This window comes from Paenibacillus sp. FSL L8-0333, assembly GCF_037965665.1.
In the GTDB taxonomy this organism is placed as follows: domain Bacteria; phylum Bacillota; class Bacilli; order Paenibacillales; family Paenibacillaceae; genus Paenibacillus_AQ; species Paenibacillus_AQ odorifer.
In genome coordinates this window covers 1,912,536-1,927,603 of record NZ_CP150186.1, presented here as the reverse complement: position 1 = coordinate 1,927,603, position 15,068 = coordinate 1,912,536, and the positions used below count along the sequence as shown (strand labels likewise).

At 45.1% G+C, this 15,068-nt stretch carries 13 protein-coding genes; all 13 read right to left on the bottom strand.

The genetic code is table 11. The features are described from left to right. Positions 1-219 precede the first annotated feature (219 nt). Positions 220-1,176, bottom strand: a complete 957-nt coding sequence (locus NYE72_RS08340; protein WP_036684457.1) for a 4-hydroxy-3-methylbut-2-enyl diphosphate reductase — start codon at positions 1,174-1,176, stop codon at positions 220-222. Between the two features lie 59 nt (positions 1,177-1,235). Further along, on the bottom strand, positions 1,236-2,684 hold the full coding sequence (locus NYE72_RS08335) for a HAMP domain-containing sensor histidine kinase (RefSeq protein WP_036684459.1): 1,449 nt from the start codon (positions 2,682-2,684) through the stop codon (positions 1,236-1,238). 1 nt (position 2,685) lies between these two features. Further along, positions 2,686-3,375: a response regulator transcription factor gene (locus tag NYE72_RS08330; protein WP_036684461.1), complete on the bottom strand. Its 690-nt coding sequence runs from the start codon at positions 3,373-3,375 to the stop codon at positions 2,686-2,688. A gap of 105 nt (positions 3,376-3,480) precedes the next feature. Continuing rightward, on the bottom strand, positions 3,481-5,154 hold the full coding sequence (locus tag NYE72_RS08325) for a trypsin-like peptidase domain-containing protein (RefSeq protein ID WP_339211703.1): 1,674 nt from the start codon (positions 5,152-5,154) through the stop codon (positions 3,481-3,483). Positions 5,155-5,391: 237 nt separating this feature from the next. Further along, positions 5,392-6,045: a response regulator transcription factor gene (locus NYE72_RS08320; RefSeq protein WP_036684464.1), complete on the bottom strand. Its 654-nt coding sequence runs from the start codon at positions 6,043-6,045 to the stop codon at positions 5,392-5,394. Between the two features lie 3 nt (positions 6,046-6,048). Next, positions 6,049-7,125 carry a sensor histidine kinase gene (locus tag NYE72_RS08315; protein ID WP_036684466.1) on the bottom strand — a complete coding sequence of 359 codons (1,077 nt, stop codon included), beginning with the start codon at positions 7,123-7,125 and terminating at the stop codon, positions 6,049-6,051. Continuing rightward, positions 7,126-8,199, bottom strand: a complete 1,074-nt coding sequence (gene liaF, locus NYE72_RS08310; RefSeq protein WP_036684468.1) for a cell wall-active antibiotics response protein LiaF — start codon at positions 8,197-8,199, stop codon at positions 7,126-7,128. Positions 8,200-8,438: 239 nt separating this feature from the next. Further along, the gene (locus NYE72_RS08305; protein ID WP_156113077.1) at positions 8,439-8,582 is read right to left on the bottom strand and encodes a hypothetical protein; all 144 of its coding nucleotides are present in this window, start codon (positions 8,580-8,582) and stop codon (positions 8,439-8,441) included. A 146-nt stretch (positions 8,583-8,728) separates the two neighbouring features. Further along, complete coding sequence (locus tag NYE72_RS08300; protein WP_339211702.1) at positions 8,729-9,577, bottom strand: 3D domain-containing protein; 849 nt, start codon at positions 9,575-9,577, stop codon at positions 8,729-8,731. 136 nt (positions 9,578-9,713) lie between these two features. Continuing rightward, positions 9,714-11,654 carry a threonine--tRNA ligase gene (thrS, locus tag NYE72_RS08295; protein WP_036684469.1) on the bottom strand — a complete coding sequence of 647 codons (1,941 nt, stop codon included), beginning with the start codon at positions 11,652-11,654 and terminating at the stop codon, positions 9,714-9,716. Between the two features lie 506 nt (positions 11,655-12,160). Beyond that, on the bottom strand, positions 12,161-12,331 hold the full coding sequence (locus NYE72_RS08290) for a toxin-antitoxin system HicB family antitoxin (RefSeq protein WP_036684471.1): 171 nt from the start codon (positions 12,329-12,331) through the stop codon (positions 12,161-12,163). 11 nt (positions 12,332-12,342) lie between these two features. Then, the gene (locus NYE72_RS08285; RefSeq protein WP_036684473.1) at positions 12,343-13,185 is read right to left on the bottom strand and encodes an SPFH domain-containing protein; all 843 of its coding nucleotides are present in this window, start codon (positions 13,183-13,185) and stop codon (positions 12,343-12,345) included. Positions 13,186-13,587: 402 nt separating this feature from the next. After that, the gene (gene mqnC, locus NYE72_RS08280; protein ID WP_036684474.1) at positions 13,588-14,724 is read right to left on the bottom strand and encodes a cyclic dehypoxanthinyl futalosine synthase; all 1,137 of its coding nucleotides are present in this window, start codon (positions 14,722-14,724) and stop codon (positions 13,588-13,590) included. Positions 14,725-15,068 lie beyond the last annotated feature (344 nt).

The window sequence follows — 15,068 nt, the reverse complement described above, 5'->3', positions numbered from 1 at the left end:
AGATACTATCGCGCTACGACGCGTGTTCGCTTTTAAGCTTTTATGCTTTTAATCACTAAAGCAATTCTACCTCAAAAAGCGATTATAGTCAATCTATATTCTAGATTCCTATGCTGGAAGCGTTCTTTCGATAAAAAAGAGCACTTAACCTCGACTGACGAAGTTAAGCGCTCTTGTTGCAGCGTTCATAATATATAAGTTCGAGCCTAGCCCATTACATTAAGTAGTACTTGCACTCTTATTCTTAACCGGTGGCAGCAGCTTCGCCATATTCACTGTACGTTTGATCTCCCACGTCTCCGGATTAGCCGAATCATACTGATCTAAGTAGTTAATCACTTCTTTGGTGATAGGTGTAGGTGTGGACGCGCCAGAGGTGACCCCGACGATATTTACACCCTCTAACCATTCTGTTTGGAGTTCAGACACATCAGAAATACGATGGGCAGGAACCCCAGCGATTTCTTCCGACACCTGTGCCAGACGATTAGAGTTGTTGCTTCGCGGATCACCGACAACAATCACCAGATCACATTGCCCTGCTTGTTCCGCTACAGCCTCTTGACGTACCTGGGTAGCCATACATATCTCATTATGCACTTCAGCACCTGGGAAGGTCTCCAGAAGCTTTTTCATGATATGTTTAATATCCCACTGGCTCATAGTAGTCTGATTCGTAATGACGATACGTGAAGAAGGGATGGATAACGTAGCAATCTCATCTTCTTTTTCAATCAGATGCACATGCTCAGGGGCAATACCCACAGCACCCTCTGGTTCCGGATGGCCTTTTTTGCCGATATAAATGACCTCATAACCATCATCTACTTTTTCCTGAATAAGATCGTGGGTCTTCGTGACATCAGGACAGGTGGCGTCGACCGTAGTCAGACCCTTGTCCCTTGCCATCTTGCGCACCTCAGGAGAAACCCCGTGTGCAGTGAATATAACAGTCCCACTATCCACTTTATCCAGAATATCCAGACGATTATGTCCGTCCAAAGTAATAATGCCATCATCTTCGAACGAATTCGTGACATGACTGTTATGAACAATCATACCCAGTATATAAATCGGCCGGGGAAGATCGAGATTTTGCGCAGCCTGCCGTGCCATAACCATTGCATCGACAACTCCGTAACAATATCCCCGGGGAGAGATTTTAATGACTTCCATGAGTTCACCAGCTTTCTGCTTTCATTGACCTCTGTAATAGGACACTTCTAAATTATACCCTATTCCAGCGGCGGAGCAAAGAGAAGCGGCAACCAGATGACAAAAGTAGTACCCTCACCTTGGCGTGTAACAACCTCCACAGACCCACCATGCTCGTCAATAATCCACTTAGCAATGGATAGACCAAGCCCAATCCCTTCCGTAATTCCACGCGATTCATCCGCACGATAGAAACGATCGAAGATATATGGAACCTCATCTTTATCCATACCAATACCTGTATCAGTGATCCGAATACCAACCTGATTCTGATAGAAAAGGGTATCCAAACTCACGATGCCAGAAGGCGTGTACTTAAAGGCATTATCAATAAAAATAAAGAGCATTTGCTGTAGATAATCTTTATTCCCAACTATATATTTGCCGTTTAAGACTGACATATCACCTGTAACCCACTCGGCTTGACGCGGCAGGAAAGAGGCGCGGCGCGCAATCTCATTCATCATCGGTTCCAGTGCCACGGGCTCTATATCAAAAGTACGTCCAGTATCCGCACGCGCGAGCGAGAGCATATCCGCTACCAAGCGGCTCATACGCTTAGACTCGTCTGCGATATCCTGCACCGATTCAAGCGATAGCTGGCGAATCTCAGCTTCACTCATCTTCCCTTCTCCGGGTTCCATCTCCCAAACCTTTTGCAGCAGATCAATATTTCCGCGAATCGTAGTGAGCGGTGTCCGAAGCTCGTGTGAAGCATCTGAAACGAAACGGCGCTGAGCCGCATACGAATCCTCCAGCTCTGTGTAGAATCCTTCCATACGCCCAAGCATACTGTTAACGGTCTCAATAAGCCTTCCTATCTCGTCTGGCGGCCCATCATATTCAATACGCGAGCTTAAATCATTCCCCGTCTGAATCCCATTCGCAGCTTCAATTACTTTGCCGATTGGACTCATGGATTTGCGCGCAAGGAACAAGCCGAAGGTAAATGCCGCGATCAGGGTAGCAAAAGAACCTACGAGCAGGATAGTTTTTAAACGCTCCAAGAGCTTATTTTGTTCACCTACATAGGTAGCCACTTGTAACACAGCAGCAGGATTATTTTTATAATTTTCCAATAGAATTGGCCGTTCATAAATCAGAAATTGATTGCCTTCAATTACAACATTACGAAATCCCTGTACAATTTTATCCCGCTCGGGATAATCAAATGCAAGATTACCATTTCTCATGTTTGTCGTTCGCTGCATAACCTTAGTATCATAAACATAGATCTGTGTATACGTATTAGAATTCTCAGGAGTTCTGACCCCATCCATCATTAGTTCACCGCTGTATAAATTGATACTGAAAAATGGAATGGTCTGCTCAGCTTGCACCTGGAGGCGATTCTTCAAGTCCCCATAAGTATTAAAATAAACAAAACCGTAAATTGCGGCTGATAAGGCCAGCAGCATAACGGCCAAAATCCCTGAATACCAAGCAGTCAGCCGCAATCTTATAGACATGTTAGTTGTCACCTCTTAGAATGTAACCGGCACCCCGGATCGTTTGAATGAGGCGTTTACCGCCATGCTCCTCCGTCTTTTGACGTAGCATGGCTATGTATACCTCAAGCACATTAGATTCACCGCTATAATCATAACCCCATATTTTATCCATGATCAGATCCCGTGAAAGCACACGTTTCGGATTTTGCATAAAAAGATGAAGCAGCTCAAACTCCTTCGCTGTTAGCTCCAGTCTTTTACCGGCACGGGTAACCTCACGTGAATCCACATCCAGCGTAATATCTTCATAAGAGACCGCTTGCTCCCCACCTTCACTTTGCTCACTCTTACGCCGAAGCAGCGCACGTACACGTGCAAGCAGTTCTTCCAAGGCAAAAGGTTTAACCAGATAATCGTCCGCGCCCAGATCAAGCCCTTTCACACGGTGCTCAATTTCATCCTTCGCGGTAAGCATGAGAACAGGAACATTACTGCCCCCTTCCCGCAAGCGGCGACATACTTCAAAGCCATCCACCTGAGGCATCATTACATCCAAAATTACCACATCCGGATCACTGCTCAAGATTGCCCGTAATCCATCCGCTCCATTCACCGCTGTTTTCACATCGTAACCTTCAAAAGCTAAACCTCTACGCAGCATAGAAATAATCTTTTCGTCATCATCAATAATTAGAATATTCGGTCGCATCAAGCAGCCCCCATTGTTCAGTTCTTTTTATATATTGTAGCAGTTTACATCAGAATTAGACAAAAACGGAAGGGTCGCCCCTTCCGTGTGACTTACCGTCCGGTATTATTGCTGCTGACTTTGTTGTGTAGTCGTTGTATCAAAATCATTTTTGTTACCGATGGTAACTGAAAGATCCATGGTTTTACCATCGCGCACAACATTTAATGTTACTTTGTCTCCAACTTTTAACGTTTGAATGAAGGTAATCAGATCTTGGTTGGTTGCATACTTCGTTCCATACGCACCGGTAATGATATCGTAAGGGCGCAGGTCAGCGGTATACGCTGGGGATTTATAGATAATATCTGCAACCACAGAACCTTCTTTAATATCCGTACCCATTTGCTTAGCAACCTCATCTGTAATCGTCATAAGAGTTGCACCAATGAAAGGTACCGGCTCTTTCGGAATGGCTTGGTTGGCTTCCAGTTTATCTACGACTTCTTTAATCGTATTCACAGCGATTGCGAAACCAATACCTTGAGAATCCGTGCTGACGGCTACGTTCATCCCGATTACCTGTCCATTCATGTTGAGCAACGGCCCACCTGAGTTACCCGGGTTGATAGAAGCATCGGTTTGCAGCAGATTTTTGTAATTACGAGTTCCACTGCCATCTTCTTCGTTAATATCAATACTGCGTCCTTTTGCACTAAGAACACCGGAAGTTACAGTATGGTCGAAGCCTTGTGGGTTACCGATAGCAACCACTTCTGAACCTACCTTTATGCTATCCGAATCTCCAAGTGCTACGGTAGGGAAATCACTATCTCCTTCAATTTTAAGCACAGCCAAATCCAGATCTTTGCTAGAACCTAGCAGCTTCGCTTCATAAGGCTTGGTTACGCCATCCACGGTGACTTGGATTACATCAGCATTGTCAATTACGTGCTGGTTGGTCAAAATATAGCCGGATTTCTCATAAATGAAGCCTGTTCCAATTCCATAAGGGATAAGCTGTGATGAAGAATCCGATCCTGATTTGGAATCCTGTTCATTTTGTGAAGAACCATTTCCACTGTATTGATCCCCGAAGAAAAATTGTGAGAAGGGATCACTCAGATTCGGGCTGGATGAGCTTCCATTACGCGAATTAGATTTCACTAGTGTCTCAATCTTAACGACTGCTGGTCCCACCGCATCAACAACACCTGTCACATCACGAGATCCAGTCACCAAGGATGTAGTAGAAGTAGAAGGCGCAACACCTGCACTCTCGCCCGTTGTCTTCGCCGTTCCATTCGTTCCGGAGCTAGCAACAGTTGTAGCTGTATCTCCCGTAAACCAGTTACCTCTGTCTGCCATATACATTGAGCCCGAGAGAACGACCATACCGGCTAGGAATGATACCAGCACTGTTTTTAACGAGCTTTTTGGTTTTTTATTATATTGCCAGCCGCCGCCACCTTCAGAACCGCCACCGCCATTTCCTCCGCGGCCACCACCATTGCCATCATAACCAGTGGTACGAAGTGATGTGTTATATGGTAATGGCTTTACAGGCTGTGGAGGTGTAACCTCGACCCGTTCTGGCTCCATCCGATTGTAGTGCTGCGCGCCTCCGTCAGCGTTATTCTCATCTTTGTTCAAAGATTTAAAAGGTCCGTAAGAATAGTAGTAGGATGATGATCCTGTTTCAGATGAAGTATTATTATTGCTGCTATTGTTATTATTGTCCCATTCCCGATCTGGTGCTGGTCCATTGTCGCGATTGAAGTTGTTTTTGTTATCGTCCATGTTTATCTTTCCTCCTGCTTCCTGTCGCCGTGACAAGGATTAATTTGTTTTCATGTTCTTATTTTGTACTTTAAACCTTAAGGTCACATTAAAAACAATTTAAGCGCAGATAAAAGATATAGGCAAATGGGAGGAGATTATACAGGGAAGCAGAAAAAAGAAGCTCGGGCGCGAAAAAGGTCGCGGCCCGAGCTTCTAAAACCATTTCAAATAGTAATGCACCTTAGTCTACAAGTCCTACCCCTGAGCCCAGCCCTTCCGATGAGCGTAAATAGCCAACTGGGTACGGTCATCAAGCTCGCATTTCATCAACAGATTGCTGACATGCGTCTTTACTGTCTTGATGCTGATATGCAGCTCCTCACCGATATCCTTATTGGTCTTGCCCTCAGCTATAAGCAGCAGGACTTCCTTCTCACGCTCTGTTAAACCGGAGGAATCACCTTGCACGGTGCGCTGGCGTATACCACGGGTCAGCGCCTGTGACACATCACCCGTCATGACGGGCATGCCGCGGTAAGCCCCTTGCAGTGCGTAGATTAACTCTTCTGCCGACACTGTTTTGAGCACGTAGCTGACAGCACCAGCCTCTATAGCATCTACAACAAGATCATCCTCCAGAAAGCTGGTGAGGATCACGATTTTGAGGCCAGGAAATTCAGCCAGCACTGCTCTTGTGGTCTCGGCACCATTCATCACAGGCATCATCAAATCCATCAGCACGAGGTCAGGCAGACCTTCATGTCCACCAGCACGCAGCATCTCCAGCGCCTCTTGTCCATTCGCCGCCTCACCGATGACCTCGAATGTAGGCTCCAGCATTAGATAAGTTTTGAGGCCCATCCGTACCATATCATGATCATCTACGAGCAACACTTTTATGACACTCATGCTCTACTCCTCCTCGTCCTGTGTATCTGTTCCTAACGATCTATTCTGCTCTAATTCTGGGTTCCCTTGAACAAACTTAGGAATATGTACACGGATCGTCGTTCCCGCACCCTTGCGGCTAATAATCTCCACTTGCCCACCCAGTTTCTCCGCGCGTTCGCGCATGGTGGTGAGACCGTAGGAGCCTTGTTTTTGCTGCACATGTTCAAAACCTTGACCGTCATCACTAATACTCAGCACAACTTGTCTTGATCCTTCACGCAGTGATAGGCTGACCAGTCTAGCTTCAGCATGCTTCACAATATTCGCCATCGCCTCTTGAATAATTAGGAACAGCTGATGTTCGATCGCTTCCGATAACTCGCCCTGAAGTTCGAGCTCCTTCATTCCTTTTAAGCCATTCTGGCGACAATAATCGGGAAACCATTTTTCCAGCGCCTCGAACAGATTTCGACCTTCCAGCTCCACTGGACGCAGTTGTGCAATTAATGCTCTCATTTGTTTTTGTGCCATCTGAGACATTGTAATCAACTGGTCCATGACCATTTGACCTTGAGCTTCATTGACCTTCAGAACTTTAGGCAGCGAAGAAGCGGACATATGGATGGCAAAAAGCTGTTGGCTCACCGTATCATGCAGATCCCGGGCCATACGCCTTCTTTCCTCCAACACCGCACTCTCCGCTGCCTGTTCCTTCTCAATAACCTCTTGTTCACCCAATCGCTGTAGAAGCTGCATCTTATTCTCAACCGTATCCATCATGACATTAAACTCGTGATACACTCGGGCAAAAGACTGATCGTCACTTTCTGGCATCCGTACGGACAGATTTCCTTTGGCTACCTGCAGCATATTCAGATCCAGATGATCAATCCGGCGCTGAATCCGCTGGCCTGCCATGTAGCCGATAACTACAGTGAACAACACAATCCCGAGACATAAGTACAGCCACATCCTATAATCCTTCACTTCGATATAACCAAGGCAAGTGCCTGCATACATCAATCCAGCGCTTACCGCTCCAGTGAGCAAAAAGTAAAACAACAGCAACCATTTGGTATTACTGAAGATTGTCCCCATCTAACCCACCGTTTTAACTTTAATGTCACCTATAAATGCACTTACATTTATACGGACTTTTTTGCCTGCTTCTTTATAATAAGGAGTCTTGCACTGTACACTGCTCATAAACCCACTGCGAGACTGATCCAGAACTTCCATATCCCCGATAAAAGAACTGCTGTTCACCGAGATGCCAAGATCCATATCATTCGGAATGTACACTTTAATGTCGCCTATAAAAGCGGAAATATTAATCCTCGTTTCGCCATAAGCAATTTGTGCATTCGTCAGATCCAGTACGGTATCGCCGATAAACTGCGAGATATTCGTGTTCTTCAGTTGGAAATGCTCGCGCCCCATGTGGACATCTCCGATAAAAGCAGAGCGATTGGTCGATTCCTTTTGATTATTTGATTCATGGAATTCCTCATGCCATTCACCATGTCTACGAGCATGACGCTCATGACGTTCCTGACGTCTGCGCTCGTGTCGTTCCTGCTTCTCTTGCCAACGTGCTTCAGCGCCGGACTTATAAGATCCTGTTTCGTCCTCATCGTCTTCTTCATCTTTTTGAAGATAGTCCTTCCAGTCGCGTTGACCAGAAGCCTTGCCGAATTTTTGCTCAAATTGTTCATCAAGTGTGGAATCCAGCGGTTTGGGCGGCTCCACATCTAGTGAGCTTTTTCCTGAAGGAAAGTGATCTGGTGGTGACGGTGGAGCTGGTGGCACAGGTGGTACTGAACCGCGTGGTTTAAAAATCACATAAAGTCCGCCGCCAATCAACATGACTGGAATGAACATTTTGAAAAAATCCCCGGCCGAAATATCAAACCAATCTAAATTCCGTCCAAGGAAAAACACTCCGATCGCCAGAAAGAAAAAGCCGCCGATAGGTGAAGAACCTTTTGATTGCTCCTCCCCTGTACCTAAAAGCCGTTTCATTCCCATTAGGATCAAGATAACCGGCCAATAATTCGAAATCAGGTAACCTAAGCTGAAATCAGTGTAACCCAATTGTCTCAGTAGAAACATAGCTCCAATCCCTATCAGGATCAGGCCGCCTAAAACCTGGCTGGTGAACCTTCTTTTCATGACTCATTTCCCCTTTAAAGTAGTGGAACGCTCTCTTCTTCAATCTTATAGCCTTAGTCTACAGGAATGAAGTGCTGAGAAACAGCGGCGAGAGAAGGAACTTCCCCTCAGTCTCTAGACTGAGATGAATGGGATAAAATTCTATTTACTTCATTATATATGAAAAAAGACTGTCCCTCAGTAATTAACTGATTTGGACAGTCTCTTTTTTTCAGCAGTCTTCTGCTTCAGTTAGCGCATTATTGTTGCGGTTTCTGAGCTGGTTTAGAAGTATTTCCACTTTGCTTAGTAGCGCCGTCATTCTCAACAGCAAACTCAGCATTGTATTTTTCATTTGGTGTTTTGTAATTTTCTTGTACTTTAGATTTCTTGTTATTGGCCACGGAATTCACCTCCTTTTCTCTTATGCAGCATAGAATATGCTTACTAAGAGAACATCTCGGAAGAGGCAATTGCTTTGCCCCAGTCCGTATTATGGCAAGGTGATGTCACTATTATGCATGACCAAGTGAAAATAAGTTCAATCCCATTAAATGGATTCTTCGAGCAGGGATTGCGGCACTGCTTTGTAAGTCTCAATCGCTTGGCTCAGCTTCTTCAGCATGACTTCCGTGCAAGTCCCGTTACCACGCTTAATGAGTTGAACTACAACCGATTTTTTGCCCCATTCCTTATACACCTGTTTCGTAGTAGCAAAATACAGATCAATCTTCCGCCCTTTAATAGCCGAGCCCGTATCAGCAACTATGGCGTATCCATAGCCCGGTATATAAAGAATACTACCCAACGGCAAAACCTTAGGGTCAGCAGCAATGGTTGAGACTGTATTCTTATCTCTGCGCACTTTTACACCTGAATAGGTGATTCCATATTCGGGATGCTTAGATGTTTTACCTGTAGATTCATAACCCGCAGTATAGCCAGTCGCCATTACTTTCATTGAAGTAATAATCTGGTCATCCGCAGGAGCGGCTACAGGAATAGAATTTGGTAACTGTTTTGAGGATCCGCTGCCACCATTTGTTTTAGTGGTTGGAGCTTTGGTGCTCTGCGGTGCCTTTGTCGCTGCTGGTTTATTTTTTGTTGTTGCAGGTAATACAGGTGCGACGGAATGCGCCTCGTTTGACATTAGTGTGGCGCGGCCAGTCGCAAGAACGACCTTATCATCTGTGGTTCTCATAAACACAGAATTAGCTTTGGTATATTGCAACTCGTTCGATAGCGTTTTGTTAATATCCGTGTGCTGTAAAGTGTCTCCTGTCCCAATGGCCCCTGCTGCCTGTTGCTTAGATTCTGGAATGATTCCAGCAGCGGTCAATAGCAAAACGATGGTGACAAAAAGACACCAAAACCTCTGAAATATGCCCATTTTGTTCATGTGATAAACCTCCCCCTTATTAGCGAAGGTTTCCCGATTCACAAAATTTTATACATGAAGATCAGAAGTTGATCCTCATGGGCATATAACAGAGGTCTTATTTAGACGTAATTTTGGTGTTGTTAATTACAAGAAATTAGGAAATCACACGATCAGCAATTTCCTGAGACAAGAGCTCAATCACTTCTTGAAGCGGCTTAGCTCCAATGTCGCCTTCCCCGCGTTTACGGATGGAGACCGTCTGAGCGTTCATCTCATTCTCGCCAACTACGAACATGTATGGCAGTTTCTCAAGCTGAGCTTCGCGGATCTTATAACCCAGCTTCTCATTGCGGAGATCTGCCTCAGCAGAGATACCACGGCGACGCAGCTTGTCTGTAACTTCCTTGGCATAATCGTCGAACGCTGTCGATACAGGAATTACTTTAACCTGCTGTGGAGATAACCAAAGCGGCAGCGAGCCCGCAAAGTTCTCTAACAGAAAGGCAACGAAACGTTCCATAGTACCCAAGATTCCGCGGTGCAGAACGACTGGACGGTGTTTTTGACCATCATCACCGATATATTCCAGTTCAAAACGTTCAGGCAGCAAGAAGTCGATTTGTACAGTAGACAGAGTCTCTTCTTTACCTAATACAGTTTTAATTTGCACATCAAGTTTAGGACCATAGAATGCAGCTTCGCCTTCTGCTTCGTAGAACGGCAGTCCTGCTTCCTCTACTACCTCACGCAACATCCGCTGTGCAGTTTCCCACATTTCGTCATTCGCATAATATTTCTCTGTATCCTTAGGATCACGATAGGACAACCGGAAACGGTAGTCATTAATACCAAAGTCACTGTATACCTGTTTAATCAATTCGATTACACGAATGAACTCGCCTTTAATTTGGTCCAGACGGCAGAAAATATGGGAGTCATTAAGAGTCATCGAACGTACACGGTGTAATCCAGTCAATGCGCCTGACATTTCATAACGGTGCTGGATACCAAGCTCAGCAATACGGATCGGCAGATCACGGTAGCTGTGCATCGAGCTCTTATAAATCATCATGTGATGCGGGCAGTTCATTGGACGAAGAACAAATTCTTCATTGTCGATAGTCATCTTAGGGAACATATCCTCTTGATAGTGCTCCCAGTGTCCTGAAGTTTTGTACAGTTCAACATTACCCAGAACTGGTGTGTATACATGCTGATAGCCAAGACTTGCTTCCAGATCTACGATATAACGCTCCAGAATACTGCGCAATTTGGCACCCTTAGGCAACCAGATTGGCAAGCCTTGTCCTACCAATTGATTAAATGTAAAGATTTCAAGCTCTTTACCAAGCTTCCGGTGGTCGCGTTTCTTCGCTTCTTCAAGCAGGCGAAGATGCTCATCAAGCTGAGCTTTTTTAATCCAAGCTGTGCCGTATACGCGTTGAAGCATCTTATTCTTGCTGTCGCCACGCCAGTAAGCACCAGCTACATTCATCAATTTAAAGACTTTGATCTTGGCAGTCGACGGCACATGCGGTCCGCGGCATAGATCGAAGAATTCACCTTGTTCATAGATAGAAATCACGCTATCTTCAGGCAATGCCTCGATCAATTCCAGCTTGTAAGGATCACCTAGCTCACCGAAAATTTCAAGTGCTTCCTTGCGGCTAACTTCTTTGCGCACGATCGGCAGGTTCTCCGAAATTATGCGGTCCATTTCCTTTTCGATTTTGAGCAAATCTTCAGGATTTAGAGGATGTTCCAGATCCATATCGTAGTAGAAGCCATCTTCAATGACCGGACCTACACCAAGCTTAACTTCTTTTGTTCCGAACAAACGTCTAACCGCTTGAGCCATCAAGTGAGCTGTACTGTGACGCATAACCTCCAGACCTTCAGGTGAATCCAAAGTTACGATCTCTACCAGTGCGCCCTCTTCAAGGGGAGTAGATAAATCTACAACGATACCGTTCATTTTCCCCGCTGCTGCATTTTTGCGCAGGCCACTGCTAATAGAAGCTGCTACATCATCAATACTGCTACCCTCTGCGTATTCACGGACAGAACCGTCCGGAAGCTTTATACTTACTGACATTGCTAATTCCTCCTTCATATAATTAAGCCTAACGGCCCTTTAACCTTTGCGGAACAATAATATCCACGCACACAAAAAAACGCCCGTCCCGCAAAGGGACGAGCGATTACACCCGTGGTTCCACCCAAATTCGATTCTCTCTAGCCTCCCTTGAAACCTCAAGCGGAGTGAAGATAGAATCCTTCGTAAGCATGGAGTAACGACCATGAACCGGCAGTTCTTACTATCCCATTGCAGGGAGTTCAAAACGGCAGCTACAAAGGGGTAAATCGAAAGCAGGATGCCGGAGGAAATTTCAGCCTAAGTTTCCTCTCTCTGAACGGTCCAGAACAATCAACTCATATCTTCGTCAATGCTGTTAACGTGAATTATGGAGTAATTATAAATCTGTCCTCTCTGACAGTCAAGTCAGAAAAGGGTCCAAAATGATAGAAACTCAGGCAGAAGACACACATAAGGACTGTTCTGGCAGCCAATACATGGATACCGAAACAATCCTTTTGTGGTTATTCCTCTCGCCGTTTTTTTTCAGGTAAGCGGCCTGCACGTTTCAAAGACTCACGCAACAAGTATTCGATATGTCCGTTTACGCTGCGAAATTCCTCTCCCGCCCATCGTTCCAGCGCCTCATGCAGATCCGGATCGATCCGCAGTGGAAAGCTTTTCTTGGCCGCCATGATGCACCGCCTTAGTACAACGAGCCGGCGTTAATGACCGGACTCGCTCCGCGCTCCGACACGATCGCAACCATCAGATTATTGATCATCGCCGCTTTGCGTTCCTCATCAAGCTCAACTACGCCGCTTTCTTTAAGCTGTTTAATCGCCATATCGACCATGCCCACGGCGCCTTCAACAATGATTTGACGAGCGGACAGAATTGCAGATGCTTGCTGACGTTGCAACATTGTACTGGCAATTTCTGTGGAATAAGCCAAGTGTGTAAGCCGCGCTTCAATGACCTCGACACCAGATATCGACAAACGTTCTTGCAGCTCGGTTGCCAATTCTTTAGCAATCTCATCTGCATTGGCCCGCAGGGACATGCCCGATTCATTGAAGTTATCATACGGGTATTTACTGGCCACATGACGCAGCGCTGTTTCACTTTGAATTTCCACAAACGCCATATATTTATCTACATCAAAAAGCGCTTTTGCAGAGTTAATTACCTTAAATACGATAACTGCAGCAATTTCAATCGGATTCCCTTCCACATCATTAACCTTCAGCTTGACACTGTTAAAGTTACGTACGCGGAGGGAAACCGTCTTGCGCAAACTGAATGGAATGACTGCAAACAAGCCACTTGTCACGATAGTCCCTACATATTGCCCGAAAAAGGTAACTACGACCGACTTATTGGGCTGCACAACCGTAACACTTGTACATAATACCCCAGCTACAACGAACAGAATGACTGGCACTGCGACATACTCTTGAACTGCACCATAAATTCCCCCAGCTAAACAAACTGCAATTAAGGCGAGAACCCAAAATCCACTGACAGGACGAAGCGTTTTCTCTTTCATAAAAGCACCCCCACTAGATATTCTTTTGATATGATTATGATATCACTTTTGGATAATAATGTGAATAGGTAAAAAGAAATTAAAAATGCTTTTCTGTTCATATTTCATATACTGCAGCTCTATCGGACCCCACAGTCGCTATTGCGCTAAAAACCAGCCTATATGAGGCTCTTTTCAAGGATACCGTCGCTGGGGTCGAACACCTGCTCAAAAGACGCTGAATTTACGAATAAGGTCCACTGGGTCCATACGCCTAACGGATGATATAACAAGCGAAGATTCAGATGTGTTCTGCAATGAGGCTTACTAATGATCGTAATCCTAACCTTACAAAAAAACGCTTGATGCTCATTAGTCCACTGAAGGATTAACAAGCATCAAGCGTTGATTAATTAATATATATTAGTTCTGCATTACAAAATCATTATCAATCTTCGCATTAGGATCATCGAACACCCGCAGAATATCATAACGTGTATTCCGCTGCGCTGGAACTTTGCCTGCTTCGCGAATCAGCTGAGTAATCGACTCGATGTTTACCTTGTAAGTCGCACCCGCCGAAGATACTACGTTCTCTTCAATCATTGTGCTGCCGAAATCGTTGCAGCCATATTGCAAGGAGAGCTTGCCGACCTCTGGTCCCATAGTGACCCATGAAGATTGGAAGTTCTTAATATTATCCAGCACAAGGCGACTGATCGCCACCGTCTTCAGATACTCCTCAGGCGTTTGTCTGTCCAGCTTCAGGTTGGTATTGTCCGGCTGGAATGTCCATGAGATAAAGGCCAAGAAACCTTCAGAATCATATTTGTTGGCAATACACTCATCCTGAGCCTCACGCACACGTAGTAAGTGCAAAGCACGTTCCTCCATACTTTCCCCAAGCCCAATCACCATTGTCGCTGTGGTATTCATACCCACTTTATGTGCCGTCTGCATTACATCCATCCACTCGCGCCACGAGCCTTTTAGTCGGCTGATTTTGCGGCGTGTACGGTCATCAAGAATTTCTGCGCCTCCGCCTGGCAATGAATCCAGACCCGCAGCATGAATTTCACGAACCACTTGTTCCAGTGGTAATCCTGATACTTCTTTCATCTTCATAATCTCCGCAGGAGAGAAGGAGTGCATTGTAATCTCAGGGAACCGTTGCTTAATTCCGCGCAGTATATCTGTATAGTAGCTAAATGGAAGGTTAGGATTAGTTCCACCTTGCATAAGAATTTCTGTACCATTAACAGCAATTGTTTCAGCAATTTTTTGATAAATCGCCTCATCTGGCAGCACATAGCCTTCATCCGAGCCTGGTCTGCGGTAAAAAGCGCAAAAACGGCAGTACACATCACATACATTCGTATAGTTAATATTACGGCCAATTACAAATGTAGCTAACGGGTCCGGGTGCCAGCGTTCCATAATAGTGTTTGCAGCAGCACCCATTTTCTCAATTTCGTTGCTCTCGAATAGTCGGATGGTATCTTCCAATTGGAGACGGTCGCCCCGCAGGGCTTTATCCAAAATAAGATCTATCGCACTCATCGTTCGCATCCTCCTTTTAAACCCTTAGGGATATGGTAGATTCACAAAATCACAAGAAAAAATAACGTTGTCGTCCTTTAGAGAAAACAACCGTTTCTCGTAGTAACATAAGGTTAAAGTATAGCATGTAACTTATACCTTATATTTTAATAAATGAACAGTTCATTTCCTCATCGTATCACAATCTGAACAGCTTGAAAAACTTTTTACTTTCTTAGCAAGATACCATCCAGCAGAAAGAGTCCTTACATTGCTACCTGCACCCGTTGAATCAAAATTCCCTGAGGCTGTCGGACACAGATGACGTTATTTGCAAGTTTTTAGCCTTTAGAGCATAGTTATGG

What these genes read in the sequence shown, in the direction of transcription:
- NYE72_RS08340 (WP_036684457.1), bottom strand. Translation starts at nt 1,176, where the DNA reads ATGGAAGTCATTAAAATCTCTCCCCGGGGATATTGTTACGGAGTTGTC.
- NYE72_RS08335 (WP_036684459.1), bottom strand. Translation starts at nt 2,684, where the DNA reads ATGTCTATAAGATTGCGGCTGACTGCTTGGTATTCAGGGATTTTGGCC.
- NYE72_RS08330 (WP_036684461.1), bottom strand. Translation starts at nt 3,375, where the DNA reads ATGCGACCGAATATTCTAATTATTGATGATGACGAAAAGATTATTTCT.
- NYE72_RS08325 (WP_339211703.1), bottom strand. Translation starts at nt 5,154, where the DNA reads ATGGACGATAACAAAAACAACTTCAATCGCGACAATGGACCAGCACCA.
- NYE72_RS08320 (WP_036684464.1), bottom strand. Translation starts at nt 6,045, where the DNA reads ATGAGTGTCATAAAAGTGTTGCTCGTAGATGATCATGATATGGTACGG.
- NYE72_RS08315 (WP_036684466.1), bottom strand. Translation starts at nt 7,125, where the DNA reads ATGGGGACAATCTTCAGTAATACCAAATGGTTGCTGTTGTTTTACTTT.
- liaF (WP_036684468.1), bottom strand. Translation starts at nt 8,199, where the DNA reads ATGAAAAGAAGGTTCACCAGCCAGGTTTTAGGCGGCCTGATCCTGATA.
- NYE72_RS08300 (WP_339211702.1), bottom strand. Translation starts at nt 9,577, where the DNA reads ATGAACAAAATGGGCATATTTCAGAGGTTTTGGTGTCTTTTTGTCACC.
- thrS (WP_036684469.1), bottom strand. Translation starts at nt 11,654, where the DNA reads ATGTCAGTAAGTATAAAGCTTCCGGACGGTTCTGTCCGTGAATACGCA.
- NYE72_RS08290 (WP_036684471.1), bottom strand. Translation starts at nt 12,331, where the DNA reads ATGGCGGCCAAGAAAAGCTTTCCACTGCGGATCGATCCGGATCTGCAT.
- NYE72_RS08285 (WP_036684473.1), bottom strand. Translation starts at nt 13,185, where the DNA reads ATGAAAGAGAAAACGCTTCGTCCTGTCAGTGGATTTTGGGTTCTCGCC.
- mqnC (WP_036684474.1), bottom strand. Translation starts at nt 14,724, where the DNA reads ATGAGTGCGATAGATCTTATTTTGGATAAAGCCCTGCGGGGCGACCGT.